Raw genomic sequence first — 25,623 nt, forward strand, 5'->3', positions numbered from 1 at the left:
CCGCACGACACCTTGGGCGCAGGCGCCGAGTTCGAGCCCGGTCAATACATGGAACTGCGCGTGCCCGGAACCGATCAGTGGCGCCCCTTCTCCATCGCCAGCATTCCCAACTGGGACGGTGCGCTGCAGTTCATCATCACCCTACGGCCGGACGGTTTGCTCTCCAACCATCTGCGCCAGCAGGCGCAAGTTGGCCAGACGCTGGAAGTCCGCGGCCCGTTCGGCGAGTTCAATCTGCAGGAAACCGGCCGCGCGCGCTGGTTCATCGCTGGCGGCAGCGGCCTCGCGCCCGAACTCTCGATGTTGCGCCGCATGGCCGACTGGGGCGACGACACCCCGGCGCAGCTTTACTTCGGCGTGCGGCACGACAGCAGCCTGTTCCTGCACGATGAAATCAACGCGCTCAAGCAACAACTGCCTGGGCTGGAGGTGCATCTGTGCGTCTCTCGCCCGGGGCCACAGTGGCCCGAGCCCGCCCGCAATATCGTCGAAGCCTTCAGCGCCAATCTGGCGCAGGCCGCCCGCAAGCCCGACGTCTATGTCTGCGGCTCAGACCGGCTGGTCGCGGGCATCCGCGATGCGGCGCGTCAGGCTGGCCTGCCCGATCAGCAACTGTTCGGCGAGTCTTTCGGGGCGATGACGTAGGCGTCAAGCCTGCGCCGCCCCGCGTGTTTTCCACAACGAGAACAGCACGCCCGCCGCCAGCACGCCAAAGGTCACGCTAAGAGTGATGGCCGAAGGAATTTGGGATGGGCTGACTCCAGTGCTTCGGAAACCCGGCTACGTCACCTCCAAGAAGGTCTTGTACGCCAAGCTCAGAACGTCATTTCCTTGTCCACGTCCTGCACCTTGCGGCGAGCCATCGCCAGGTTGGAGCGGGCCTTGTCCATCACCACATAGATAAACACGCCTTCTTTACGCGAGGACGGCCGAATGATGTGGTATTGCTTGCCCAACGTGATCAGGATGTCTTCGATCACATCGCTCAATCCGAGTGCACGCATCGTTTTGTACTTCGCCCGGACTACCTCGGTATTGCCTGCGGCAGCCACTTCCAGATCAATGCCGGAGCCGACTGAGCCGAGCATCATGCCGCTGGTGCTGTCCACCACGGAGGCGCACAGGGCGCCATCCAGGGTGAGAATTTCATCAAGTGTTTGTTTGATCGTAGCCATTCAAGTTTTCCTCGTCAGTCGCACAGAAAGAGAGTTGGTGTGACTGGGCCGCTGCACGACACCCGTGCCCAGACACACGATGGATCAAAATGATCCGACCAGCTTGGTCAGTTGAGCATGCTGGGTTTTCCATTGCTCCCAGTCGATATCCTGCTGAAGCTCTGTGACTGCCACCAGCAGCATGCCGGGGCCGCATTCGCTGATCGTGATGCGGCCATTGCGGTGAAAAAAGACGGCAACCCTCAAGCTCCCCAATTCAGTAAACGCCTCTTGTGAGCGACGGTACAAGCGCCAGTAGTCCGAAGCCGTCGAAACAACCGCATCACACAGACCCGCATCGCCCTCGGCAGCCCAGACCATGCCGCCTTCGAGTTCTACCAAGGCGGCCGCGAGAAAGCCGCGTTGCTCGGCCATGGCGCGTAGCGCCTGATGAAGTAATTCGGTTTTCAAGCGGCCACCAATTCCTTGGAAAGTTGGTTGGCCTGGTACATCACCTGCGCCAGCAGACTGGAGCCGTCCGCCACCAGAATGAGTACCAGTTCACGCCCCTCCAGAACAAACTGCCTAACGACGGCAAAGCCACTTTCCGTGTTCAGCACCAGATTGGTCAAACGCCCCAGACCCGCTTCCTGAGTGGCCACGGAGCCAATGCTGGCAATCGAGCTGGCAAGCGCCGCAATGCGCGCCGGATCGGCTCCATCAGACACGGCCGACGCCACCGCAAATCCATCCACCGTCGCCAAAACCGCGGCTTGTATGCCCATACCGGCGTCCAGCGCTTCTTGCGCTTTTCGATGCGCCAGATTCAAGGCGCCTGGGGAGAAGAGTTCGTTGATATTCATGGTTGCAGTCCGAGAATTACGCCATGCCAGCCAGATCCGCTTCCAGCTGCGACAGCAGCACATCGACCAGAAGCACCACATCGGCACGCTGGCGAACATCCACAGCGATTACCGGCAAGACATGCCCTGCGCGCTCCACAGCCTCCGCCACTTGATTCAGAGAGGGCTGAGGGTGGGTATCGGTTCTGCCTACGCCGATCACACAAGGCAGCGTCGCCAGTTCGGCGGCAAAACCCTGCAGGTAAACCGCCAGATCCGCCAGAGGATCGGGACGCGAGTTGTCGATCAGCACGATCAGCCCCAACGCCCCCTTGGCAATCACCGACCAGACAAATCTGAACCGTTCCTGCCCCGGCGTGCCGTACAGCCGAATCCGATCGCCGTTGTCGAGCGTGAGAAGCCCGTAATCGAACCCGACGGTCGTCACCGCTTTGTCCACGCTCTTGTCGTTGTTGGTCACATCGGTCACGATGGGCGGGATTTCGCTCACCGCAGCAATGGCCGTGGTCTTGCCCGCCCCCATGGTCCCGGTAAAAATGATCTTGTGTTCTTTCATGGCGTCACGTCATTGCAAAGCGTTTTCTGATACTGGCGATCAATGACGCGCCGAAGCTCCTGGCTTTGGGCGCTTCATGGGCCGTGCGGCGACCGATAGCCTCCGCCTGTGTCTGGTTCGTCTCGGCTGCCGTCGGCTGCGATTTTTGACTGCGCACCTCAAGCAGGTCCGACTGATAGAGTTCCGCCACAAACTGCTCGCACGCCGCCTCGGACACGCGCGAGAGCGAGCAAAGCTCCTCTAGACCAAAGTGGCGGCGGGAAAGCATGGTCACGAGGCGGATGCGATCAATATTGCCCATCAGCAACTCGGGTGCCGGCCACCTTCGGAGCTTGAAGGTCACGCTGCCAGAAGTAAACGCTTTCAGCACATCATCAACCCCAAGGCCCGCCGCCGCTGCCCCCTGCGGTTGGCCCGACGCGTCGTCTAAAACCACGTCTGCGGGCGGCTCAGTGCGGGCGAAAGCAACTGCGCTTTTATCGTCGGCCTGAAGGTCTGGCTCTATCGAGTGGAGCCAACGAATAAACAAATCAGATCGGATAGGTCGCGACAGGGCGCCGTCGACAGAAGTTCCTGGTGGGCCGAGCTTCATGACCGGGATGAGACGACCGGCAGAGAAAGCAAATTCAGTCTCATCCGCCTGTGCATCCATCAGGACGGCGTCGAAAGGCGGCTGTTTGGCCAAAGCCCAATGAAAAGAAGAATCCACCCCATGCAGGCGGAACAAAATTTCAACCAGCGATCTTTCGGCGGGCGGCAATCCAATCACACCCAACTTAAAACTACGCATTTGCAAACGTGGGGCTCCCTTTTGAGGAGCCGGGGAAAAGTTGTTTGAGCCAATCTACATGAACAGATTCGAATATGTGCAAGCCTCTTTACAGTATTTACGCTTCAGGGAATACCCGAATGCGTTTGTGTGAGTTTTTTCACGGCATGCTGTGGCTTGCAGGCCACCATGTAACCCGCCCGCAAACGGGCGAGCCCGCCGCCGCAGTCGTCGTCGCAAGCGCTGAACTTACCGAGCGAGACAAGCGCGGCGCCTACGGTACTGCGTTGCCAGCTGTCAGTGCCCAGCAGGCCTGCCTTCGCTTGCTGCTCCGCGTGTTTTCCACAACGAGAACAACACGCCCGCCGCCAGCAAGCCAAAGGTCACACTCAGGCTGACGGCCGAGGGAATCTTGCCGACCAGCTCGGCCGCGATGATCTTGCCGCCGATGAACACCAGTACCAGCGCCAGCGCGTATTTCAGATAGGCGAAGCGGTGCAGAATGGCCGCCAGCGCGAAGTACAGCGCGCGCAGGCCCAGAATGGCAAAGATATTGCTCGTATAGACCACGAACGGATCGGCCGTGACCGCAAACACCGCGGGCACGCTGTCCACCGCAAACACCAGGTCGGCCAGCTCCACCGTGACCAAAGCCATGAACAGCGGGGTGGCGATGCGTCGCATCCGCCCGTGCGCGTCAGGCTGTTTCACCCAAAAAGCCTTGCCGTGCAACCGCTCCGTCACCGGCACCAAGCGGCGGATGAGGCGCAGTACCGGGTTGCGCATCGGGTCGGGCGCATGGTCGGCGGCCCACAGCATTTTGATGCCGGTGTAAATCAGGAAAGCGGCGAACAGGTAGAGCACCCAGTGGAACTCCTGCACCAGCGTGGCGCCCGCGCCGATGAGCAGGGCGCGCAGCACGATCACCCCCAGAATGCCCCAGAACAGCACGCGGTGCTGCAGGGCACGCGGCACGGCGAAGGCGGTGAACACCAGCGAGATCACGAACACGTTATCGAGCGACAGACTTTTTTCCACCGCGTAGGCGGTGAAGTAATCCATGCCCTGCTGCGCTCCCACCTGCCACCACAGCCAGCCGCCAAAAGCCACCGCCACGGCGATATAGCCCGCCGACAGCCACAGGCTCTCCGTCACGCTGATTTCACCGCCCTCGCGGTGCAGCACCCCGAGGTCAAGCGCCAGCAGGGTGACGACCACGCCGCCGAACACCAGCCAGAGCCACAGCGCATAACCCAGAAACGAAGCGTGCAGAAATTCCATGATCGAGCGAAAAAGGCGTTAGGAAGGGCGTAAAAAAGGGGGCCGCGGCCCCCAAGGAATGACACGGTTGGAGCGCAGTGTGTCAATCGAAATCAAACAGATCGGACAGCAGCGACTTGCGCTTTTTGTAGGGCTGCTGACCGTAGCGCGGATCGTAGGAACGCTGGCGAAAATCGCTGTCCTCGAAATCCGGCTGGCGGGCCGACTGGGAGACAACGGGCTGGGGCGAGGTAGCTCGCGGGGCCGCCGCCTGTTCCGCCGCCGCGGCGCGCTCGATGATTTTGTCGAGCTCACCGCGATCAAGCCACACGCCACGGCACTTCGGGCAGTAATCGATCTCGATGCCGTGGCGTTCGGCCATCACCAGCGTGGTCTCTGCGCAGTGCGGGCAGTTCATCGCGTGCTCCTTCAGTCGTCGCCATTCATGAAACCGAGCAACTGCAGCAAGCTGGTGAACAGGTTGAAAATGCTCACGAACAGACTCACCGTGGCCAGGATGTAGTTAGTCTCGCCACCGTTCACGATGCGGCTGGTCTCGAACAGAATCATGCCCGACATCAGCAGCACCACCGCGGCCGAAACCGCGAGCGACAAGGCGGGCATCTGGAAGAACACCGCCGCCAATCCGGCCAGCAGCGCCACGATCATGCCGGCAAACAGGAAGCCGCCCATGAAGCTGAAATCGCGCTTGCTGGTGAGCACCCAGGCCGACAGCCCGAAGAAAATCAGCGCCGTGCCGCCGAAGGCCATGCTCACAATCTCGCCACCGCCGGCAATCGCCAGGTAATGATTGACGATGGGGCCCAGCGTGTAGCCCATGAAGCCCGTCAGCGCAAACACCGCGCCCAGACCCCACACACTGTTGCTCAGCTTGTAGGTGGCGAACAGCAGGCCGAAGTAACCCACCAGGGTGAGAATGATGCCGGGATGCGGCAGCCGGAGCGCGGCGCTCACCGCCGCAACCGCCGCGCTGAATGTCAGGGTCAGCGCCAGCAAGGCATAGGTATTGCGCAGCACGCGGTGCGCGGGCATAGAAGCGGAATCAGGAGCGGCAGCCGTGCCGGTGGAATACACCACGGCACTTTTGCCCCAGGCATTGCTCTCGTTCATATTGAACTCCATAAAAGAATCAAGACAGCACGAACTTTAGGGATGTTGTCACTTCGCGTAAATTCGTATTTTTGACTTTTTCATTTCGACTTATTCGAAGTGATTGGGGATCGCACAAATGAATTTCAAGCACTTGCACTACTTCTGGGTCACAGCCAAGACAGGCGGCATCGTGCGGGCGGGCAAGCAGCTGCACCTCACGCCGCAAACGCTCAGCGGGCAGATCAAGCTGCTGGAGGAACACTTCAACAAGCGGCTGTTGCGCAAGAGTGGCCGCAATCTGGAACTGACCGAAGCCGGGCAACTGGTGCTGCGCTATGCGGAGGAAATTTTCACCCTCGGCGCAGAACTAGAGGCCGCGCTGCAACACGACCAGCCCGCGCGCCCCACCGCGCCGCTGCGTATCGGCGTGACCGATGCCGTGCCGAAAGCCATTGCCTACCGCCTCATCGAACCCGCCCTGCAAGGCGGCGAGTCCCCCCGGCTGGTGTGCGAAGAAGGCGAAATGGACGATCTGCTGGCCGATCTGGCGGTGCACCGGCTCGATCTGGTGATCGCCGACGCCCCGCTGCCAGCGCATTTGAATGTGCGCGCCTTCAACCACCGGCTGGGACGCACCACCTTGAGTTTCTATGCCAGCGTCTCGCTGCTGGAGCGCGCCACGCAGCCGTTTCCGCAGTGTCTGGAAGAGCTGCCGCTGCTGCTGCCCGCCACGTCGTCGGCGGTGCGCGGGCAGATCGATCAATGGCTGGGCCAGAACAAAATCGCAGCCCACATCGCTGGTGAATTCGAGGACGGCGCACTGATGACCGCCTTCGGCCGCGAGGGCCGGGGCGCGTTTGCCGCCCCCAGCGTGCTGCAGGCCGACATCGCGCGCGAACTTGGCGTGACGCTGCTCGGTCACTGCGCCGACATGCACCAGGAGTTCTACGCCATCTCGGTCGAGCGGCGCATCACTCACCCCGGCGTGGCGCAGATCACCCGCGTGGCCAAGGATCTGCTGGGCGACTGAAAACCCAGCGGCTTACGGAAAAGCGGGAATGTCGTTGTCCATCCCCTCCGAGGCCACGTTCGGGCAGCACTCTTTCATGCGATGCATGACGGACTGGACCTGCTCGTGCGCCACGTCGGCCATGATCAGCACCTGACCCGATGCGATCGCCTCCTTGAAGCGTTCAAGCCGGGTGCTGCTCACGCTCACCCCAACCATACTGCTGGCCCAACTGCCCACCAGCGCACCCGCCGCGGCCAGCGCAATGACCAGCCCGCCACCGGGAATGATGGCCATGCCCGGCAGGGCCACGGCCACCAACCCGGCCACCAGGCCGGTGGCGCCACCCGCCGCCGCACCCCGCTCGATGGCAGGAATCAGGTCGGATCGCTGAGCCACGCCCGCCTCGGGCAAGTCGCCCATCGGCGTCCCCTCCCGCGCCAACACATGAATGTGCTTGTCTGGAATACGGGCCAGCAGCAGGCTGTCGACCAAAGCGTGCGCGCTGGGCACATCCGGCGCGAGAAAAAAGAGTCTGCGCATGATTGTCTCCTGATCAATCGCCCGCCTGAACCAAAGACGCCGTTGTCTCTGTTTGGCTGGACTGACTACAAGGGTAGACGGGAAAGATGAAAGCAGACTTAGGGTTTTGTCGTAGTTGGCGATACTGCGGCGTAAGCAGATATGACCTCAGTGCGGTCACAGATCGGCTACAGTTCTAATTAACGTAAACGTCAATCAATCATGCCGCTGCGCCATGCACGCTGCGTCGAAGGAGACCGCGATGACCGACTTGTCCGAGGCCAAGGTGCTGGCCGCCTACCGTTCACAGCAGCGGCTGCGCTTTGTAACGGCCGCCTCGCTGTTCGATGGGCACGATGCAGCCATCAACATCATGCGGCGCATCCTCATCAGCATGGGGGCCGAAGTCATTCACCTGGGCCACAACCGTTCGGTGGACGAGATCGTCACCGCGGCGATTCAGGAGGACGCGCACGCCATCGCCATTTCCAGCTATCAGGGCGGGCATGTGGAATTTTTCCGCTACATGATCGACCGGTTGCGCGAACAGGCCGCGGGGCATATTCAGGTGTTTGGCGGCGGCGGCGGCGTGATCGTGCCGGACGAAATCGAGGCCCTGCAACAGTATGGCGTGGCCCGGATCTACAGCCCGGAAGAGGGTCAGCGGCTAGGTCTGCAAGGCATGATCGGCGACATGCTCCAACGCGCCGACCGTCCCCTGCCCGCGCTGGACGCAAAACTGGCGACTGCCGCGCTGCCGAATTCGCCATCCTTGCTCGCACGCCTGATCACGCAAATTGAAAACGGCACAGCCGACGCGACGCTGATGCACAACCTTCACCAGCAGACCGAGGCGGCGCACGGCGTGGTGCTCGGGGTGACGGGCACGGGCGGCGCGGGCAAGAGCAGCCTGGTGGACGAGCTGATCCGCCGAGCCCGGCTCGATCAGAACGACGCGCTGCGCATCGCCGTCATCAGCATCGACCCCTCGCGGCGCAAAAGCGGCGGTGCGCTGCTGGGCGACCGCATCCGCATGAACGCCATCGGGCCGTGGCGCAACAGTAATGAAGTTTTCATGCGCAGTCTCGCCACCCGGCAATCGGGCGGGGAACTCAGCGCCGCCCTGCCCGAAGTCATCGCCGCGTGCAAGGCGGCGGGCTTCGATCTCATCATCGTCGAAACCTCGGGCATCGGCCAGGGCGATGCGGCCATCGTGCCGCACGCCGACGCCAGCCTGTACGTCATGACGCCGGAATTCGGCGCGGCCAGCCAGTTGGAGAAGATCGACATGCTCGACTTCGCCGACTTTGTCGCCATCAACAAATTCGACCGCAAGGGCGCAATGGACGCACTGCGCGACGTGGCCAAGCAACTGCAGCGCAACCGCGAAGCCTGGACGACCAAACCGGAAGACCTGCCCGTGTTCGGCACCATGGCCGCGCGCTTCAACGACGACGGCGTGACGGCGCTGTATCAGGCCATCAAACCCCGGCTGGCAGCGCATGGGCTCAAGCTTGCCGAAGGACGACTGCCCCCGGTCGCTACACGCCACAGCACCCACCAGACCCCGATCGTGCCGACCGCGCGCAGCCGCTATCTGGCGGAAATCGCCGACGCGGTGCGTGGCTATCACCGCAATGTCGAGACGCAATCGACCCTGGCGCGCGAGGCGCAGCAATTGCGCGAAAGCGGCCGCATGCTGCACGCGGCCAACCCAGCCAAGGTCGCTGCGGTGCAGGCCGTGACCGATCTGGCCGAACAGCGCGAAGCCCGCATGCAGCCGGCCGCGCGCAAGCTGCTGGCGATGTGGCCCGACATGCAGCGCGCCTACGCCGGCGACGAATATGTGGTGAAGATTCGCGACCGCGAAATCCGCACTCGCCTCACCCACACCACGCTGTCGGGCACCACGCTGCGCAAGGTGGTGCTGCCGCACTATGCCGACCACGGCGAGGTGCTGCGCTGGCTGATGCGCGACAACGTGCCGGGCAGCTTTCCCTTCACCGCGGGCACTTTTGCCTTCAAACGCGAGAACGAAGATCCCACCCGCATGTTCGCCGGAGAGGGCGATGCCTTCCGCACCAACCGGCGCTTCAAGCTGCTGAGCGAAGGCATGCCGGCCAAACGACTGTCCACCGCGTTCGACTCGGTCACGCTCTACGGCGCCGACCCCGACCGCCGCCCCGACATCTACGGCAAAGTGGGCAATTCCGGCGTGAGCATCGCCACGCTCGACGACCTGAAGGCGCTGTACGACGGCTTCGATCTGTGCGACCCCGCCACCAGTGTGAGCATGACCATCAACGGCCCGGCACCCACCATTCTGGCGATGTTTCTCAACACCGCCATCGACCAGCAGATGGGCAAATTCGAGGCCGATAACCACCGTCAGCCGACCGACGACGAGGCTCAGAAAATCCGCGAATGGGTGCTGGAAAACGTGCGTGGCACGGTGCAGGCCGACATTCTGAAAGAAGACCAGGGACAGAACACCTGCATCTTTTCCACCGAGTTTTCGCTCAAGGTCATGGGCGATATTCAGCAGTATTTTGTGCAGCACCGGGTGCGCAATTTCTACTCGGTGAGCATCAGCGGCTATCACATCGCCGAGGCCGGGGCCAACCCCATCAGCCAGCTTGCCTTCACCCTGAGCAACGGCTTGACTTTTGTGGAGGCCTATCTGGCGCGCGGCATGCACATCGACGACTTCGCCCCCAACCTGAGCTTCTTCTTCAGCAACGGCATGGACCCGGAATACAGCGTGCTCGGCCGCGTGGCGCGACGCATCTGGTCGGTGGCGATGCGCGACAAGTACGGCGCCAACGAACGCAGCCAGAAGCTCAAGTACCACGTGCAGACCAGCGGCCGCAGCCTGCATGCGCAGGAGATCGCGTTCAACGACATCCGCACCACGCTGCAGGCGCTGATCGCCATCTACGACAACTGCAACAGTCTGCACACCAACGCTTATGACGAAGCCATCACCACGCCCACCGAGGAAAGCGTGCGCCGGGCGATGGCCATTCAGCTCATCATCAACCGCGAGTGGGGGCTGGCGAAGTGTGAAAACCCGAATCAGGGCGCTTTCGTCATCGAAGAACTGACCGATCTGGTCGAAGAGGCGGTGCTGAAGGAGTTTGAAGCCATTGCCGAGCGCGGCGGGGTGCTGGGCGCGATGGAAACCGGTTACCAGCGCAGCAAAATCCAGGAGGAAAGCCTGCACTACGAAATGCTCAAGCACACCGGCGAGTTGCCCATCATCGGGGTGAACACTTTCCGCAATCCGCATGGCGATGCCGCTCCAGCGCATCTCGAACTGGCGCGCTCCACCGAGGCAGAAAAAGAGTCGCAACTGCAACGTCTGGCCGACTTTCACCAGCGCCACGCAGCCGAGGCGCCCACCCTGCTGCACCGGCTGCAGCAGGCCGTCATTCATAACGAAAACGTGTTTGCCGTGCTGATGGATGCGGTGCGGGTGTGCAGCCTGGGGCAGATCACCGCCGCGCTGTTCGAGGTGGGCGGACAATACCGGCGCAGCATGTAAGACTTATCATTTCGCACCTCCGCTGCGCGGCGAACCCGTTTGGAATCCGTTTGCCATTTCGGTTTCCTGTCTTGCCTATTTCGCGCGGCGGTTTTTTATTTTCCGCCATGTCCACCTCCCCCGCCTCGCTCCGCGCCAGCGCCTTGATGCTGCTGGCTTCGCTCATCTGGGGCACGGCCTTCGTTGCCCAGACCGCGAGCATCGGCACGGTGGGGCCGTTCTACTACACCGGCCTGCGTTTCATGCTCGGCGCTGCCGTGGTGCTGGCGGTGATGGCACTGCGCCGCCGTCCCGATCCGGCCGCCCATCCTGCCTCCAATCTGCGCAGCCTGCTGCGCGACGGCGGCCTGCTCGGCGTGGTGGTGGCCATCTCCATTTCCATGCAGCAGATCGGGCTGGAATCAACTTCGGTGGCCAACGCCGGTTTCATCAGCTCGCTCTACGTCGTGCTCGTGCCGCTGCTGGGCCTGCTGTGGGGGCGGCGCGTCGGCGCTGGAGTCTGGCTGGGCGCCTTGCTGGCCGCAAGCGGCATGTACTTTCTCAGTGTGCGACAGGGCTATAGCGTGCGGCATGGCGACTGGCTGGAGCTGGGCGGCGCGCTGTTCATCACCGTGCAGTTGCTGCTGCTGGGCCGCATGGCGCCGCGCCACGATCCGCTGCAACTCGCCGTGGTGCAGTTCGTCGTCTGCGGCCTACTGTGCCTGGGCGCCGGGGTGCTGATGGAATCGATCAGCCTGGAGGCGCTGCAGCGCGCGGCCTGGACCATTTTCTACGGCGGCGCGCTGTCAGTCGGCGTGGCCTACACCCTGCAAGTGGTGGCGCAGCGCCACGCCGTGCCCGCGCACGCCGCGGTGATTTTCAGCATGGAAGGCGTGTTCGCCGCGCTCGCGGCGTGGCTGGTGCTGCATCAGTCGCTGGACGCACGCGCCTTGTTCGGTTGCGCGCTGGTGTTCAGCGGCCTGCTGGTCTCGCAACTGCCGCTGCGCGCGTTGACGAGCGGTTTGTTCACAATGATGCGGCGCGTCCAGCCGGCTCAACCCATCGACCCATGACGACCAAACCGCGCCCCGCTTCCGTCTGGCCAGGACGGCCGCGCTCTTCCGAACCTGCGCCCCGGCGCAGCGCACCCGCCAAGACGGTGGCCGCGCCCGCACCGCAGGGCGATCCGTCCGTCGAAGTGCGCCTGTCCAAGCGCATGTCCGAACTCGGCCTGGCCTCTCGGCGCGAAGCAGACGACTGGATCGAGCGTGGCTGGGTGCTGCTTGACGGCACACCCGCGGTGCTCGGCACCAAGGTAGCGGGCAATCTGCCCGCCTCGCGCATTGTCATCCGCAAGGCGGCGCAGCATCGGCAGGCGGCGCAGGTCACCATCTTGCTGCACAAGCCGGTGGGCTATGTCAGCGCGCAGGCCGAGCACGGTTACACCCCGGCGGTCGCGCTCATCAAGGCCGAAAACCGCTGGGCCGAATGCGAAGCGCCGCAGCCGTTTTCACCCGCGCATTTGCGGCATCTCGCCGTGGCGGGTCGGCTTGACATCGACTCCACCGGCCTGCTGGCGCTCACCCAGGACGGCCGCATCGCCCGTCAACTCATCGGCGAAGACAGCGCGGTGGAGAAGGAATATCTCGTTCGGGTCAGCCTGAGCGATACGCCGACCCGCAACGGCGCAGAAGAAGACGTGCAGGCCGCCTTTCCCGAGAGCCAACTCGCCCTGCTGCGCCACGGTCTCGCGCTAGATGGGCAACCACTGCGACCGGCGCAGGTGGAATGGATCAACCCGCAGCAATTGCGCTTCGTGCTGCGCGAAGGCAAGAAGCGCCAGATTCGCCGCATGTGCGAGCTCGTCGGCCTGCGCGTCACTGGCCTCAAGCGCGTGCGCATCGGCGGCTTGCGCCTCGGTGCATTGCCGCTGGGGCAATGGCGCTATCTGCGCGAGGACGAAGGGTTCTAAGGCGTGAGCCGTGAAGCGCTCAAGCGTGAACCTGCTCGAACAGATCGAGCGCCTTCTTGACTTCGGCGATATAGGTCATCGCCGGGCCGCCGCCCATGACGATGGCCACCTTGCAGACCTCGACGATTTCGGCGTGGCTCACGCCGGCACGCAGCGACTTCTCGACATGGATGCCGATGCAATAGACGCAGCGCGCGGTAATCGCCATGCCCAGGGCGATGAGTTCCTTAGTCTTGGCGTCGAGCTCGCCGTCGCCCAGCGCCTCGCCCATGAAGGCGCCAAACGCCTTCATCGTGCTGGCGGCCTCGCGGTTCATCATGCCCATGCCCATCTTGAAATCGCGCATGGACACGTCCATGCCGTTGTGCACTGAATCGTTCATCTCGTTTTCTCCCCGGTTGATGCCTTCACTGTGAATGGACGATGTGACGCTCTGATGTCGCCATGCGCGATTCGGGCCAGACACAGGGCCGACACCTGCGCGTGGTAACAAGCGCACATGTCCGCCATACCCGCCCCCGCCTCTCCCCGCCTGCTGTACGACGCGGTCTCCGAATTGCGCCGCGCCGCGCTGGCGTATGAGCAAGCCCACCAAGACCGGATCGACGCTCTGCCGCCGCAGCGCCGCGCCAGCGCCCGCAATCTGCTGCACTACATCGCCGTGCGCCAGGCCGACCTGCGGCCGTTGCAGACCCAGTTGGCCCAGATCGGCCTGTCTTCGCTGGGCATGCTGGAAACCCATGTGCTCGCCGCGCTCGACGCGGTGCTCGACCGGCTCGAAGACCTGCTCGGCCATGCCCGCAGCCAGCGCCCTGCGCCCCCCTGCACTTTCGTCGAGGGTCTGCAATTGCTGCAGCACAACACCACCGCCCTGCTCAATCCGCCACGGCCGCAGCGCGAGGTGCGCATCATGGTGACCCTGGCTACTGAAGCCGCGCAAGATGTTGCGGGAATGCGCGCCCTGACCGAGGCCGGCATGGACGTGGCCCGCATCAACTGCGCCCACGACGATGCCGCCGTCTGGCAACGCATGGCCGAGCTTGTTCATGGCACCGACGCTTCGCCGCAGCCCCCTCCACTGGTGCAGATCGATCTGGCGGGGCCCAAGTCGCGCACGGGCGAGTTGCTGCCGCAGGGCCGCGTCCTGCATCTGCGGCCCCGGCACGATGTGCGTGGGCAGATCATCGCCCCTGCGCTGCTGGCGCTGTGGTGCGGTGAGGGCCCGCCGCCGCAAGCTTCCGACGGACAAACCCTGCTGCACGCCGGAGCGCTGCACCCGCCCCTGCCCGCGCAGTTGCCGTCGTCCGCCCGGCTGCAGGTCACCGATCTGCGCTCGCGCGCGCGGCAAGGCAGGCTGGTGTCCCGCGAGGGCGCGCTGCTGGTGTTCGCCTTCGAGCGCTCGGCCTATCTGGCGGAAGGCATGCCGTTCAAGCTGACGAACGACTCTGCAGAGATTGCAGCAGGCACGCTGCAAGGCATCGCCGAAGTCCCGGGCGAACTGCGGCTGTTCGTCGGCGACCCACTGGTGCTGCTGCGCGAAGAACGCCCCGGCCATCCTGGACAGCGCGGTGACGACGGCACCTTCACCACGCCGCCGCAGGTGCACTGCACGCTCGAAGCCGCCTTCACCTCGGCGCAGGTTGGGCAAAGCGTGTGGCTGGACGACGGGCGCATTGGCGCGACCCTCGAAACCCGCACGGACGACACTCTGCAACTGCGCATCACCCACGCCGAGCCGAGCGGCAGTCGGCTCAAGGCGGAAAAGGGCATCAATTTCCCCGACACCCGCTTCGACCTTCCCGCGCTCACCGATAAAGACCGAGACGATCTCGTCGCGATGGCCCGCCATCTCGATCTGGTCGCCCTGTCCTTTTTGCGCAGCCCGCAAGACGTGCGCCAGTTGCGCGCGGAACTCAGCGCACGGCATCGCGACGACGCCGGCGTGGTCCTCAAGATCGAGAACCGCCAGGCCTTTGACCACCTGCCCGCCATCCTGCTCGAAGCCCTCGCGCACCCGCGCCTCGGTGTCATGGTCGCGCGCGGCGATCTGGCGGTGGAACTGGGGTTCGAGCGGTTGTCCGAAGCACAGGAGGAAATTCTCTGGATGTGCGAGGCCGCCCACCTGCCGGTGATCTGGGCCACGCAGATTCTCGACACCATGGCCCGCAGCGGCCTACCCTCCCGCCCCGAGGTCAGCGATGCTGCCCTGAGCATTCGCGCCGAGTGCGCCATGCTCAACAAAGGGCCGCATATCGTCGAGGCCGTGCGTTTTCTCTCCGGCGTGCTCGAACGCATGGAAGGCCATTACGCCAAGCGCATGACCCTGCGCCGCCCACTGTCGATCGCCGAGCTGCCCAACTGAACCCCAGGCTCACAAACGTCTCCAAGCAACATTGCGCAGCCGGTCGAACGGGTTTCACTTTGTTGCACCGCAGCACTCACCTGATTGATTTTTGTCAACGACAAAAGCTTAAATCAGTGAGCGCTTATAGAGGGTTGTCCTAATGTCCAAGCGGTGCCGCGCAGGGAACAATGCGCCATCTTTCGCGGAGTACGGACATGGATTCAAAGCGTCGCACATGGTTGATTGCAACGGGTTGCGCCGGTTGCGTGGCAGCAGGGGGTGCGGCCGTGCCTTTTGTCGATTCGCTCGCGCCTTCCGCGAAGGCCCGAGCCGAAGGCGGGCCGGTGGATGTGGACATCAGCTCGCTGCGTCCGAGTGAAAAAATGACCGTGCTGTGGCGCGGCCAACCGGTGTGGATTCTGCACCGCACCCCGGCCATGCTGGAGTCGCTCAACGAAACCCAACCCCTCGTCGCCGATCCTGACTCCCAGCGCACCGCCTTCCCCACCCCGGTCTGGGCGCAAACGCAGTGGCGCTCGATCAAAAAAGAATATCTCGTGGTCGTGGGCATCTGCACCCACCTGGGCTGCTCGCCGGTGGACCGGTTCACACCGGGGCCGCAACCCTCCCTGCCATCCGACTGGGACGGCGGCTTTCTTTGCCCCTGCCACGGCTCGATGTTCGATCTGGCCGGCCGTGTGTTCAAGAACATGCCCGCGCCCGACAACCTGGTCGTGCCGCCCTATATGTATGTGACCGACGCCAAAGTGCGCATCGGCGAACACGAGAAAGCCTGACCTCCCGCTGCCCCTCCCCCAAAACAAACAGGAGACACCTCAATGGCCGATCAATCGCTGCACGGCGCGCACGCCGCCCCCGAACACGGCGGGCTGCGCGGCTGGGTGGACAAACGCTTTCCCTTCTCCTCGCTGTGGAGCGCGCACCTGACCGAGTATTACGCGCCGAAAAATCTGAATTTCTGGTACTACTTTGGCTCGCTGTCCATCGTGGTGCTGGCCATTCAGATCGTCAGCGGCATCTTCCTGGTGATGAACTACAAGCCCGACGCCGCCCTGGCCTTCGGTTCGGTCGAATACATCATGCGCGATGTCAACTGGGGCTGGCTGATTCGCTACATCCACTCCACCGGGGCCTCGGCGTTTTTCATCGTGGTGTATCTGCACATGTTCCGCGGCCTGATTTACGGCTCCTACCGAACCCCGCGTGAACTCATCTGGATTTTCGGCTGCCTGATCTTTCTGAGCCTGATGGCCGAGGCGTTCTTCGGCTACCTGCTGCCGTGGGGACAGATGTCGTTCTGGGGCGCGCAGGTCATCGTCAACCTGTTCTCCGCCATCCCCTACATCGGCCCCGATCTGGCGGTGTGGATTCGTGGCGATTATGTGGTGAGCGACGTCACGCTGAACCGCTTTTTCGCCTTCCACGTCATCGCCATTCCGCTGCTGCTCATCGGCCTGGTCGGATCGCACATCATCGCCCTGCACCAAGTCGGCTCGAACAACCCGGACGGCGTGGAAATCAAGGACAACAAAGACGGCCGCGGCATTCCGCGTGACGGCGTGGCGTTCCACCCCTACTACACCGTGCACGATCTGTTCGGGCTGTCGGTGTTCCTGATGATTTTCTGCGCCGTGGTGTTCTTCGCGCCACAGTTCGGCGGCTACTTCCTGGAGCACAACAACTTCATTCCGGCCAACCCACTGAAAACCCCGCCGCACATCGCCCCAGTCTGGTACTTCACGCCGTTCTACTCCATCCTGCGCGCGACGACGAGCAACACCGTGCACATCTGGATGGGCGTGGTGGTCGTGGCCACGCTGTTTGCGCTGTGGCGCAACCGCGGCAAACCCGGCCGCGCCGTTCTGTTTGGGGTGGGCGGTGGCCTGCTGTTCTGGGCGCTGGCCTCGGTAGACGCCAAGTTCTGGGGCGTGCTCAGCATGGGCGGCGCCGTCATCATCTTTTTCTTCCTGCCCTGGCTCGACAAGTCGCCTGTCAAGTCGATCCGCTATCGGCCCACCTGGCACCGCGCCGTCTACACCCTGTTCGCCATCAACTTCGTGGTGCTGGGCTACTTCGGCATACAGCCGCCCTCGCCCGTGGCCTACGCCGTGGCGCTCACCTGCACCCTGCTCTACTTCGGCTTCTTTTTCCTCATGCCGTGGTGGAGTCGCCTGGGGGAATTCAAACCCGTGCCGCAACGCCTGACCTACAAAGCCCACTGATGCCCGCCACCATGACCTCCTTCCTGCACCCGCTTCTGCGACGTCTGTGCCTGGGGTTGCTGCTCGGGCTGATGCTGCAAGGCGCCGCCAGCGCCGCCTCGGAAGAGCAAGAACTTCCGCTCGATCACGCCCCCTACCGGGTGAACAACGTGCTGGCGCTGCAAAACGGCGCCCGGCTGTTCGTCAATTACTGCATCGGCTGCCATTCCGCCAAATACATGCGGTATGAAAGCCTGCGCGGCATCGGCCTGACCGACGACCAGATTCAGCACAACCTGATGTTCGGCGATGCCAAGATTGGCGACACCATGCGTGTGGCCATGACGCCCGCTCAGGCGGAGAAGTGGTTCGGCACCGAGCCGCCCGATCTGTCCATCATCACCAAGGCGCTGGCCTCGCATCGCGGCAGCGGCACGGACTATCTCTACACCTATCTGCGCACCTTCTATCGCGACGACGCGCGGCCGACCGGCTGGAACAATCTGGTCTTCCCCGGCGTGGGCATGCCCAACCCGCTGTGGATGTTGCAGGGCGAGCGCGCCGCCAACTTCCGGATCGGCCCCGACCCCGCCGATCCGGCCGTCAAGCTCAAGACTTTCGTCGGCTACACCCAGCTGACGAAGGGGTCGGAATCGACAACCGAGTATGATTCGACGGTTGCCGACCTCGTCGCCTACATGCAGTGGATGGCCGAACCCGATCAACTGTTCCGCAAGCGCCTTGGCGTCATCGTGCTCATTTTCCTGGGATTGTTCAGCTTCATTACCTGGAAGCTGAAATCTGAATACTGGAAAGATGTCACCTAACTCAGGCTAACGCCCGCACCCCGGGCGGGCAGCCCAATCCCGTCCAAAATCCGTATGGCCGGGGTGGCACTGCCACCCCGTTTCGTCTTTCAGGAGTCTGCATTCATGATGGTGCTCTATTCCGGCACGACCTGCCCGTTTTCGCAGCGTTGCCGCTTCGTGCTATTCGAAAAAGGCATGGATTTCGAAATCCGTGACGTCGACCTGTTCAACAAACCCGAAGACGTCAGCGTCATGAATCCCTACGGACAGGTGCCCATCCTGGTCGAGCGCGATCTCATCCTGTACGAATCCAACATCATCAACGAATACATCGACGAGCGCTTCCCGCACCCGCAGCTCATGCCCGGCGATCCGGTGGCCCGCGCCCGCGTGCGGCTGTTCCTGTTCAATTTTGAGAAGGAACTGTTCGTGCACGTCACGACACTCGAATCACGCGCCACCAAGTCCAACGAAAAAGCGCTCGAAAAGGCTCGCAGCGCCATTCGCGACCGCCTGACGCAGCTCGCGCCCGTATTCCTCAAAAACAAATACATGCTGGGCGAAGACTTCTCCATGCTCGACGTGGCCATCGCCCCGCTGCTGTGGCGCCTCGATCACTACGGCATCGATCTGCCCAAGTCGGCCCTGCCGCTGGCCAAGTATGCCGAGCGCATATTCCAGCGCCCCGCCTACATCGAGGCACTCACGCCCTCCGAAAAGATCATGCGCAAGTAAGCAGTTCGGTGCACCGTGATGAACAGCGATTCGCAAAACATCGGCTCAACCAAGCCCTACCTCATCCGCGCCCTGTACGAATGGTGCACGGATAACGGTCTGACCCCCTACCTGGCCGTACAGGTCGGGGCCGGTGCGCGGGTGCCGATGGAGTTCGTGAAGAACGGTGAAATCGTGCTGAACATCAGCTTCGACGCCACCAGCGCGCTGAACATCGGCAACGATGAAATTCGCTTCAAGGCGCGCTTTGGCGGCGTGGCCAGAGACATTCTGGTCCCCATCGGCCAGGTTTCAGCCATCTATGCGCGGGAAAACAGCCAAGGCATGGCCTTTCCGGTCGAAGCCGATGACGAATCAGCCGAGATCGGTGAAGCCAACAACGCGCCCGCCGCAGAAGACCAGGATGAGCCGGCTACAGCCAGCAAGCCCACGCGACTGCAGCCGGTAAAATCCAAGGCGTCGGAATCGGAAGAACCTTCCTCCGATCCGCCCCCCAGTGCCCCCCGCCCCGGCGGAGCGCATCTGACCCGTGTGAAGTAGTCCAGCGGCCTCAAGGTCACCGGATAATCGGCCCACGCAGCCTGGCGCTCTGCAGCGCCTACGCCGACTTAGCTCAGCTGGTAGAGCAACCGCCTTGTAAGCGGTAGGTCATCCGTTCGATTCGGATAGTCGGCACCAAATTATTCCAATTAAAACAATAGGTTGTAGAGCAGTCCCATGTCAACGACATGGGCTGTTTTGCGCTTATTTTGGTCATTTCCCGTGCCGCGTTGTCCCGCCAGTGTCCCAAATCGGACAGATTGGGACTGGCGTACTGTCCCACGAATGTCCCAACCCAGTGAGAGCGCAGCCGCCCTCGCGGGAAGTATTACGTTTTGTTTCACATCGGCTATAAGTAGTCTAAGTCTTTGATTTTCAGTGAATTTCTGTCATTTTTCATCAAGTGAAATGACCGCCTGACCTGTTCCCTTCCGTCATCACTCACGACGGAGGGGACAAATGAATCCCCAAGAGCTTTTTCAATCCTTTCTCCAAAGCGGCTGGCCGTGCTGGATTGCACTCAGCGACCCGCGCCTGGCTCAGGCCCTGGGCACGACACCCAGCGCGCTGCGCAAGGCCGTGTGGCGCGGCGCTCTGCCGGTTCCAGTCACTCCCGGCGCCGGTCGGCGGCAGGGCATTCTTCTGGCCGATCTCACGCGCTGGCTCGCCGGCACTGCCGATCAAACTGCCGCAGCGCAGCCTCTCCCCGTAGCGGACGCAATGCACGCGCCGCGGCGCCCGGGACGACCGCGCAAATCGGCCGCGCCGCCGTTTCGAGCCGTGGCATGAAGGCCGGTCGACGGCACACACCGGGCTAGGGGGAAGAGGAGATGTTTCACGACGATACGCAAGCACTTCGCGCACTACCCGTGGAGGTGGTTGCCAACGGTCTGGGGCTGAAATCAGATGCCCTGGCCCAACGGCAGAGAGGCGGGGCTGGCTATAGCTACTGGCGGGACGCCACAGGGGAGTTGTTGGTCATCCAGGAACAAGGTCGACGGGGAACCCCCGTCTGGTGGCCGCAGTCGGACTTGAGTGCGGCGGGCGACTGGTTGGCGCTGGTTCAGCGCCTGCGTCCCGGTCTCAACATCGGCCAGGCAAAACGCGAACTGCGTCGCCTCGCGGGATTTGCAAACTCTTCTTCCCCCTTGCCCACTCTGGCGTTCGGCCAGCGGCATCGCAATCAATCTGCTTCGATTCGGGACGCTTCAGCCATCCGCATTGGTCCGCTCAAGCTGATCGCAGAACCCCCGTGGGCGGAATCCTGGCTGCGCGCCAAGCGCGGCCTATCGCCGCACGCCATCGCGGCAGCGCGCGCTGCAGGCATGGCAGGGGTACATGGTGGCGAAAGGATGGATGGCGCGCTGCACTTGAATCTGGCGTTCCCTCACGCGGATGCGAAAGCATGTCTCTGTGGACTTGAGGTCCGGGGTGCGGATGGAATCTTTAAGGGGGCGGCAGGGAGAAAGGCGTTCTTTGTGCTGGCGCCTGCTGATGGCGCTTGTTCACGGATTCTGTACGTGACTGAATCGGCCATTGATGCCCTGGCGCTTTGTGACTACCTCAGCCTATGCGGCCGCGCCGCCTGGATCATCAGCACTGCCGGGCGATTCAGCGATTTTCAGTCCGGGCAAATTGCCGAGCTTGCAGGCGACTTGGGGATCGCAACAATGATTGGCGCGCAGGATGGTGATGAAGGCGGCGTCTCACAGGCCGCCGCCACCCGGACATTGGCCAAGCGCGTTGGGATTGCATATGCCAGGATCTTGCCGCCAGGCGGCTTGAAGGATTGGGGCGACTGGGCAATGCGGCGCGCTGGGTGTTAGGGGCAGCGCACGATTGACCCAGCTCAGGGCAATATGTCGACTTGAACATGCGCCGCAAGAAGCGCTCGGGAGCTTGCCGTCTCTGACCGGGCCGGAGTCCCAAGCGGCTCCGCACGCGGTCGGCAACGCGACTCACGCCGGGTTCGACGCCCACATGATCTACGGTTTCGCGGACAGGTAGCCGTGCGTGGGATACACGGTCAGACTGGATTCCGTGGCGGCTGGGCACTCTTGGGGATTGTTGGTGTAGGTCACTTGACCATGGATCACGCATTTGATCAATTGCACGCCTGCACCACGCGATTGGAGCTGCGCTCTGGGAACGGGCTGAGGGCGATGAATTGGCGTGCTTGCCTGAAGTTGCACCCGATTCAATTCCCGCACCGCCTGGATTGCCCGATGTGCAGTCTGGATCGGCGTTGACCGAAAGGCGACGACTGCCATCCACAGCGCACCTGCAGACAGCATGAACCAGCCGACAGTAGCCCAAGGGATGCGCTTCAAGCCAGCTCCGCATCCTGACGCGCAGGCATCATGTGGCGACAGCGTGCACACGCCCAGAACCGGTTTCCGTTTGATGCGTTGGTTTTCAGGGTCATCTTGTTGCCACAGTTCACACAGGTGGGCCGTCTATAGTCGCCTTCCGTCGCAACGGCCAGCAGGTGCTGCTGCACGCCGGCAGGCAAGGCCTGAATGCGACTGAGCAAGCCGGAGCCATTCAGCAAGGTCAGGTCATGCCGGTTTGCCAAGTCCTGCGCCGCAGGCATGAATGTGGATGATGTGATGTAGATGCCTGTTGAGACTTGATGATCCGTTTTCAGGCCCAGGAACTCCCGCATCTGCACTTCACCGATCTTTTTCCCCGACCAGTTTTTGCATTGCACGATGCCGGTCAACTGCGTCTTGGTGGCATCACTGTAGAGCCGAATGTCGATGCCGCCATCCGGTCCGTACGCTTGCGACCCAGTGATGTGGCCTTCGTGTTGCAGCAGGGATTCACAGAGCGCCTCGAAGCGACGCCACTCGATCAAATCGAACACCGCCAAGGACCAAGTGGCAGGGCGCACAGCGGCGTCGGACGCACGCTCTGGCGGACGCCAGCGGCCGCGCATGTCATCGTCAATCAGCACATCGCTCGGCCGCCCGGATTTCGGCGATGGGGACTCAGACCGACGGCTTCCAAAGACGGGCTCCACCGGTTGCCAGTCGATGCCGCTTGTCTTCTTGGCCGGAAGGGCGTGCAAGCCCAGGAGAAATGCCCCGCCTGCAACGGCCAGCCACGCCCATGGGCGTAAGGCCTCGAACATGCTCGTCAGCGGACTGCTCCTTAGGAAGACGAGCGCTCCCAGCACGCCCACACCAATGGCGAGCATGGTCCATCCCATCTCACCGAGGCTCTTGCTCTTTCGGCGGCGTGCCATCCTCAGATCTCGCCTTTCGGAGTGGAACACCGCAGTGATTCTTCACTGCCCATCGTTGCTTTGCTATTGGTGCTGGTGGCTATGTACGTATTGGTGTCGGCGCTGAGCGCAGCGTGCATCACCTTGCCGATCTTACGCGGAGCCGCTGGTGACCCCAATCCGGTCAGAGCCGGCACGAACTTCGTGGGGATTCTGGCGGCGCATTGCCCTAGAACGTCGCATCGCTGATGCCCATCTTGCGACAGACCTCACCCACGCTCATCCCCCACTCCGCTCGAATTGCGGGTCCCGTCCCTGTCTGAACTGCCCAAGACATGACAATGTTGAAAAGGAGTTTTTTTCTCGAAAAGAAACCTCGCACCCTCGAAGACAAGAAATCGTCGCGTTTTCAAAGACTTAGGCGAGCGGCGTGTTTTGATGCGAGGAATGCGAGGTTTGGTTTCTATGTGTCCTAGGAAAATTTCGATCTGTTATGTAATGTGTCTGTACACAGGTTTCGTTACATAGAAACGGCATTTCGGGGGTTGTGCAGCACCCTGGGTGCCCTGACGCCCCAGTTTGGTGCGTCTGACGCGTACCTCCCCTTGCGGTGGGACGCCACGGACCTGCAGCCTGTCGTGGCGTAACAGTGTGTGTCTAAAACGGCCTTTTGGTACGTTACGTAACGCATCGAATTTATCTATAGAGAATGCCGTACCCAACCTCGCATTCCTCGCGTGGTTCGCGGCAAAAACGTATGTTGTTGATTTAATTGATGTTTTACCGAGCTGCCCTGCGAGGTTTCTTTTGGCCCGGTTCGCGCTGGTTTTTTTTGTTGTGGGAGAAATGCTGGCATTTTTGGTGTCGGCGTGCGGCGGCTGCGCCGAATGTGCCGGGTGGCCTGTTCTGGGTGTCTGCCTTCTCTTTGGCAGATTTCCTTTGCAAACCAACCGGAGATTGCCCGCCATGTCCCCCTTATCTACCCTGTACTTCACAGATCACGCCGTTCGGGCGGTCGTTGACCCCGATGGGGTGCCGTGGTTTAACGCCAATGACGTCTGCGCAGCCCTGGAACTGGCGAATCCGCGCGATGCGCTCGCCAAGCACGTCGATTCGGATGACGTCGCAAAACGCGACGTCATCGACAGCCTGAGCCGGCTCCAACTGGCGAGCTTCATCACCGAGTCGGGCCTGTACGCGCGGACCCTCGGCAGCACGAAGGGTGCCGCGAAGCGGTTCAAGCGCTGGGTCACCAGCGAAGTCCTGCCAGAGCTTCGGCGCTCTGGGACCTACACCATGAGTGGGACGCGACTTCCAGTGCAGCCCCCTTACGTCCTGGCTGACCTTGCTCAGACGCTCTGGACGCTGGGCCAAAACTTGGGCGAGGTCCCCGGGGTGTCCTCCCGGACGGCCATGGCGGCGGCGCTGCAAAGTTTGCAGGACACGACGGGGGTCAGTACCGCGGCGATGCGTGCCGTGTTGTGGGAGGAGCCAAACTTCTCGCCGCCACGCAGGCACTAGGAATGGTTCTACGATTACAACGTGCGGGGGTGGATGGCATCCAGTCAGTCATTGCGCGTTGCGCGCAACAAAGTAGAACTCTCCATCCCGTGAACCGATGATGGAGTGTCCGGTAAAGACCGGAGTCGGCCAGGAGCAGTCCAACGCGACGTTTGCGAAGTTGCGCTTCGAAGGGCTGCCTCACTCTGAAACCTGCCGGACGGTGAACGCGCGCTTCTCGGCCGAAGCCGCCTTTCAGGCTGACCGATTCAAATGACCGGTCTTCGGAGCTTATCGGTCAACGAGTTAGTTAAAGGGCGCTGCGCTTTTTGGGGCGTCCATTTTTAAACGCCTAGTTAGGTTCGCTTCTTCAGCCACTGGACAAAATCCTCTTTAAGACGATATTGCTTAGGCTCATCATCACTTACGGACATTATAAAACCGTTGTTTTCGAGCACAGTGACAAAATTTCTGATTTGAAGATGATCTTCTTCAAAATAGCCTAGGCATTCAGGTATATCTCTTGCCAGCAAAACGCACCGGGTAACAATGAACTCACGGTAAGATGCGTGCTCCGGCTTTGAGAAATCCTCTTTCATTTCAGCGATAAGGCTAGGCATTTCCGTTTCCATTTGATGAAATAGCCTACGTTTCGTATTCTCAGACTCACGTTTTTGCCTCTGGTCTGTGTATTTGTCGGCAAAATATTGACCGGCTACACCGATAACTACACCACTTAAGAATGAAAATATTTCCATAGAGAACCTAACGTCGAAGGTGAGAGGCGCTCCGCAATGTCAGATTTCATTTGTTGCGGCCTTCCCAAAGTGGAGCTTCCTATGGCAGTTAGGGCAAACCGCAACTGCATTGGCCACCGTGTCTTGGCCTCCCGCCGAGAGCATTATTCGGTGGTGTACCTCCAAGTACGGAGTATTGTCGGCTGCACGTAAAAATGGGGCTGGAGAGTGACACTCTTCACAGATTCCATTGGCGCGTAATAGCACCTCGGCGACAACATCTGCGTTTCGGCGAAATGCGCGCGAAATTACCTGTATGGTGTCTGGCAGCTTGGAGGCATAAGCCAAGCGTTCCGTTCGCGCTGTGGCCGAATCGCTCAGTGATTTCTTGATTTCGCCTTCGAGTGAGGCGTCAATATCGTCTTTTACAGCCTGGGTAGTTGCTCCAAGCCATTCGTACTGTTCTCGCACTGGCGACCAACCTCCAGATCGAGTACGTTTTTTTAGTGGTTGTGCATCGCTTGTCTTAATAATGCATGAGACAGGTATCTGCGTTTCTAGGCGCTTGACGTCAAGAACCGCAATCAAGTTAACGCAAGGTTTTCCATCACCGACAGTCAAATAGATGTCGTTCTCTGAAGGCTGGTAGGTCTTGATGTGCTGATTGAGAAGCTTAACAGGCTGCTGAAATACTTCCGTCTGCAGTCCACGGCACCGGCGTGTGAGCCGTTATGCAGTGAGCCCCCTCAGATCTACTGGAGACCCGAGC

At 61.8% G+C, this 25,623-nt stretch carries 27 protein-coding genes and 1 tRNA gene; 15 read left to right on the plus strand and 13 right to left on the minus strand.

Annotated features, from left to right (window positions below):
* Positions 1-645: FAD-binding oxidoreductase (locus AC2VLV_RS14440; RefSeq protein ID WP_486990643.1), on the plus strand; the 645-nt coding region annotated here is incomplete at its 5' end.
* 170 nt (positions 646-815) lie between these two features.
* On the opposite strand, the gene AC2VLV_RS14445 is transcribed toward AC2VLV_RS14440, so the two are convergent.
* The 8 genes from AC2VLV_RS14445 to AC2VLV_RS14480 form a co-directional block, all read right to left on the minus strand.
* Positions 816-1,175: a hypothetical protein gene (locus tag AC2VLV_RS14445; protein WP_486990644.1), complete on the minus strand. Its 360-nt coding sequence runs from the start codon at positions 1,173-1,175 to the stop codon at positions 816-818.
* An 84-nt stretch (positions 1,176-1,259) separates the two neighbouring features.
* Positions 1,260-1,625 (minus strand): hypothetical protein, encoded by a 366-nt coding sequence (locus AC2VLV_RS14450; protein ID WP_486990645.1) that lies wholly within the window; start codon positions 1,623-1,625, stop codon positions 1,260-1,262.
* The gene (locus AC2VLV_RS14455) at positions 1,622-2,017 is read right to left on the minus strand and encodes a roadblock/LC7 domain-containing protein (protein WP_486990646.1); all 396 of its coding nucleotides are present in this window, start codon (positions 2,015-2,017) and stop codon (positions 1,622-1,624) included. Before AC2VLV_RS14455 ends, AC2VLV_RS14450 begins: the two co-directional genes overlap by 4 nt.
* 16 nt (positions 2,018-2,033) lie before the next feature.
* Positions 2,034-2,573: a GTP-binding protein gene (locus AC2VLV_RS14460; protein ID WP_486990647.1), complete on the minus strand. Its 540-nt coding sequence runs from the start codon at positions 2,571-2,573 to the stop codon at positions 2,034-2,036.
* Between the two features lie 4 nt (positions 2,574-2,577).
* The gene (locus tag AC2VLV_RS14465) at positions 2,578-3,369 is read right to left on the minus strand and encodes a hypothetical protein (RefSeq protein WP_486990648.1); all 792 of its coding nucleotides are present in this window, start codon (positions 3,367-3,369) and stop codon (positions 2,578-2,580) included.
* A 270-nt stretch (positions 3,370-3,639) separates the two neighbouring features.
* Positions 3,640-4,623, minus strand: a complete 984-nt coding sequence (locus tag AC2VLV_RS14470) for a TerC family protein (RefSeq protein WP_486990649.1) — start codon at positions 4,621-4,623, stop codon at positions 3,640-3,642.
* An 82-nt stretch (positions 4,624-4,705) separates the two neighbouring features.
* Positions 4,706-5,020 (minus strand): TFIIB-type zinc ribbon-containing protein, encoded by a 315-nt coding sequence (locus AC2VLV_RS14475; protein WP_486990650.1) that lies wholly within the window; start codon positions 5,018-5,020, stop codon positions 4,706-4,708.
* Positions 5,021-5,031: 11 nt separating this feature from the next.
* On the minus strand, positions 5,032-5,733 hold the full coding sequence (locus AC2VLV_RS14480; RefSeq protein ID WP_486990651.1) for a Bax inhibitor-1/YccA family protein: 702 nt from the start codon (positions 5,731-5,733) through the stop codon (positions 5,032-5,034).
* Positions 5,734-5,851: 118 nt separating this feature from the next.
* Between AC2VLV_RS14480 and nhaR the strand changes: the two genes are divergently transcribed.
* The gene (gene nhaR / locus AC2VLV_RS14485) at positions 5,852-6,745 is read left to right on the plus strand and encodes a transcriptional activator NhaR (protein WP_486990652.1); all 894 of its coding nucleotides are present in this window, start codon (positions 5,852-5,854) and stop codon (positions 6,743-6,745) included.
* A gap of 12 nt (positions 6,746-6,757) precedes the next feature.
* Here nhaR and AC2VLV_RS14490 read toward each other — a convergent pair whose 3' ends face one another.
* The gene (locus AC2VLV_RS14490; RefSeq protein WP_486990653.1) at positions 6,758-7,267 is read right to left on the minus strand and encodes a DUF1269 domain-containing protein; all 510 of its coding nucleotides are present in this window, start codon (positions 7,265-7,267) and stop codon (positions 6,758-6,760) included.
* A 241-nt stretch (positions 7,268-7,508) separates the two neighbouring features.
* On the opposite strand from AC2VLV_RS14490, the gene icmF reads away from it, so the two are divergent.
* The 3 genes from icmF (at position 7,509) to AC2VLV_RS14505 (ending at position 12,741) form a co-directional block, all read left to right on the plus strand.
* Positions 7,509-10,790 (plus strand): fused isobutyryl-CoA mutase/GTPase IcmF, encoded by a 3,282-nt coding sequence (gene icmF, locus AC2VLV_RS14495; protein ID WP_486990654.1) that lies wholly within the window; start codon positions 7,509-7,511, stop codon positions 10,788-10,790.
* Between the two features lie 107 nt (positions 10,791-10,897).
* Positions 10,898-11,842, plus strand: a complete 945-nt coding sequence (locus tag AC2VLV_RS14500; protein WP_486990655.1) for a DMT family transporter — start codon at positions 10,898-10,900, stop codon at positions 11,840-11,842.
* On the plus strand, positions 11,839-12,741 hold the full coding sequence (locus tag AC2VLV_RS14505; RefSeq protein ID WP_486990656.1) for a pseudouridine synthase: 903 nt from the start codon (positions 11,839-11,841) through the stop codon (positions 12,739-12,741). The genes AC2VLV_RS14500 and AC2VLV_RS14505 overlap by 4 nt, the downstream gene beginning before the upstream one ends.
* 19 nt (positions 12,742-12,760) lie before the next feature.
* On the opposite strand, the gene AC2VLV_RS14510 is transcribed toward AC2VLV_RS14505, so the two are convergent.
* Positions 12,761-13,123, minus strand: coding sequence for a carboxymuconolactone decarboxylase family protein (locus tag AC2VLV_RS14510; protein WP_486990657.1), 363 nt, complete (start codon positions 13,121-13,123; stop codon positions 12,761-12,763).
* A 117-nt stretch (positions 13,124-13,240) separates the two neighbouring features.
* On the opposite strand from AC2VLV_RS14510, the gene AC2VLV_RS14515 reads away from it, so the two are divergent.
* The 9 genes from AC2VLV_RS14515 to AC2VLV_RS14555 all read left to right on the plus strand — a co-directional run bounded on the left by AC2VLV_RS14515 (position 13,241) and on the right by AC2VLV_RS14555 (position 21,217).
* Complete coding sequence (locus AC2VLV_RS14515; protein WP_486990658.1) at positions 13,241-15,103, plus strand: pyruvate kinase; 1,863 nt, start codon at positions 13,241-13,243, stop codon at positions 15,101-15,103.
* Between the two features lie 197 nt (positions 15,104-15,300).
* Positions 15,301-15,882, plus strand: a complete 582-nt coding sequence (gene petA, locus AC2VLV_RS14520) for a ubiquinol-cytochrome c reductase iron-sulfur subunit (RefSeq protein WP_486990659.1) — start codon at positions 15,301-15,303, stop codon at positions 15,880-15,882.
* Between the two features lie 42 nt (positions 15,883-15,924).
* On the plus strand, positions 15,925-17,328 hold the full coding sequence (locus AC2VLV_RS14525; RefSeq protein WP_486990660.1) for a cytochrome b: 1,404 nt from the start codon (positions 15,925-15,927) through the stop codon (positions 17,326-17,328).
* On the plus strand, positions 17,328-18,134 hold the full coding sequence (locus tag AC2VLV_RS14530; RefSeq protein ID WP_486990661.1) for a cytochrome c1: 807 nt from the start codon (positions 17,328-17,330) through the stop codon (positions 18,132-18,134). The genes AC2VLV_RS14525 and AC2VLV_RS14530 overlap by 1 nt, the downstream gene beginning before the upstream one ends.
* A 105-nt stretch (positions 18,135-18,239) precedes the next feature.
* Positions 18,240-18,851, plus strand: a complete 612-nt coding sequence (locus tag AC2VLV_RS14535; protein ID WP_013106447.1) for a glutathione S-transferase N-terminal domain-containing protein — start codon at positions 18,240-18,242, stop codon at positions 18,849-18,851.
* Positions 18,852-18,869: 18 nt separating this feature from the next.
* Positions 18,870-19,391 (plus strand): ClpXP protease specificity-enhancing factor, encoded by a 522-nt coding sequence (locus tag AC2VLV_RS14540; RefSeq protein ID WP_486990662.1) that lies wholly within the window; start codon positions 18,870-18,872, stop codon positions 19,389-19,391.
* A gap of 62 nt (positions 19,392-19,453) precedes the next feature.
* A tRNA-Thr gene (locus AC2VLV_RS14545) sits at positions 19,454-19,529 on the plus strand.
* A gap of 321 nt (positions 19,530-19,850) precedes the next feature.
* A complete protein-coding gene (locus AC2VLV_RS14550) occupies positions 19,851-20,180 on the plus strand; it encodes a hypothetical protein (RefSeq protein ID WP_486990663.1) in 330 nt (109 codons plus the stop codon).
* Between the two features lie 41 nt (positions 20,181-20,221).
* The gene (locus AC2VLV_RS14555; protein WP_486990664.1) at positions 20,222-21,217 is read left to right on the plus strand and encodes a toprim domain-containing protein; all 996 of its coding nucleotides are present in this window, start codon (positions 20,222-20,224) and stop codon (positions 21,215-21,217) included.
* Between the two features lie 500 nt (positions 21,218-21,717).
* On the opposite strand, the gene AC2VLV_RS14560 is transcribed toward AC2VLV_RS14555, so the two are convergent.
* Positions 21,718-22,590, minus strand: a complete 873-nt coding sequence (locus AC2VLV_RS14560) for a restriction endonuclease (protein WP_486990665.1) — start codon at positions 22,588-22,590, stop codon at positions 21,718-21,720.
* 993 nt (positions 22,591-23,583) lie between these two features.
* Here AC2VLV_RS14560 and AC2VLV_RS14565 point away from each other — a divergent pair.
* A complete protein-coding gene (locus AC2VLV_RS14565; RefSeq protein WP_486990666.1) occupies positions 23,584-24,138 on the plus strand; it encodes a BRO-N domain-containing protein in 555 nt (184 codons plus the stop codon).
* A gap of 335 nt (positions 24,139-24,473) precedes the next feature.
* Here the strand turns inward: AC2VLV_RS14565 and AC2VLV_RS14570 are convergent, their stop codons facing one another.
* Together AC2VLV_RS14570 and AC2VLV_RS14575 are read right to left on the minus strand one after the other, a co-directional pair.
* Positions 24,474-24,875 carry a hypothetical protein gene (locus AC2VLV_RS14570; protein ID WP_486990667.1) on the minus strand — a complete coding sequence of 134 codons (402 nt, stop codon included), beginning with the start codon at positions 24,873-24,875 and terminating at the stop codon, positions 24,474-24,476.
* Between the two features lie 39 nt (positions 24,876-24,914).
* Complete coding sequence (locus AC2VLV_RS14575) at positions 24,915-25,475, minus strand: HNH endonuclease (RefSeq protein WP_486990668.1); 561 nt, start codon at positions 25,473-25,475, stop codon at positions 24,915-24,917.
* Positions 25,476-25,623: the final 148 nt, after the last annotated feature.

Source organism: Thiomonas sp. TH-17 (genome assembly GCF_057473305.1).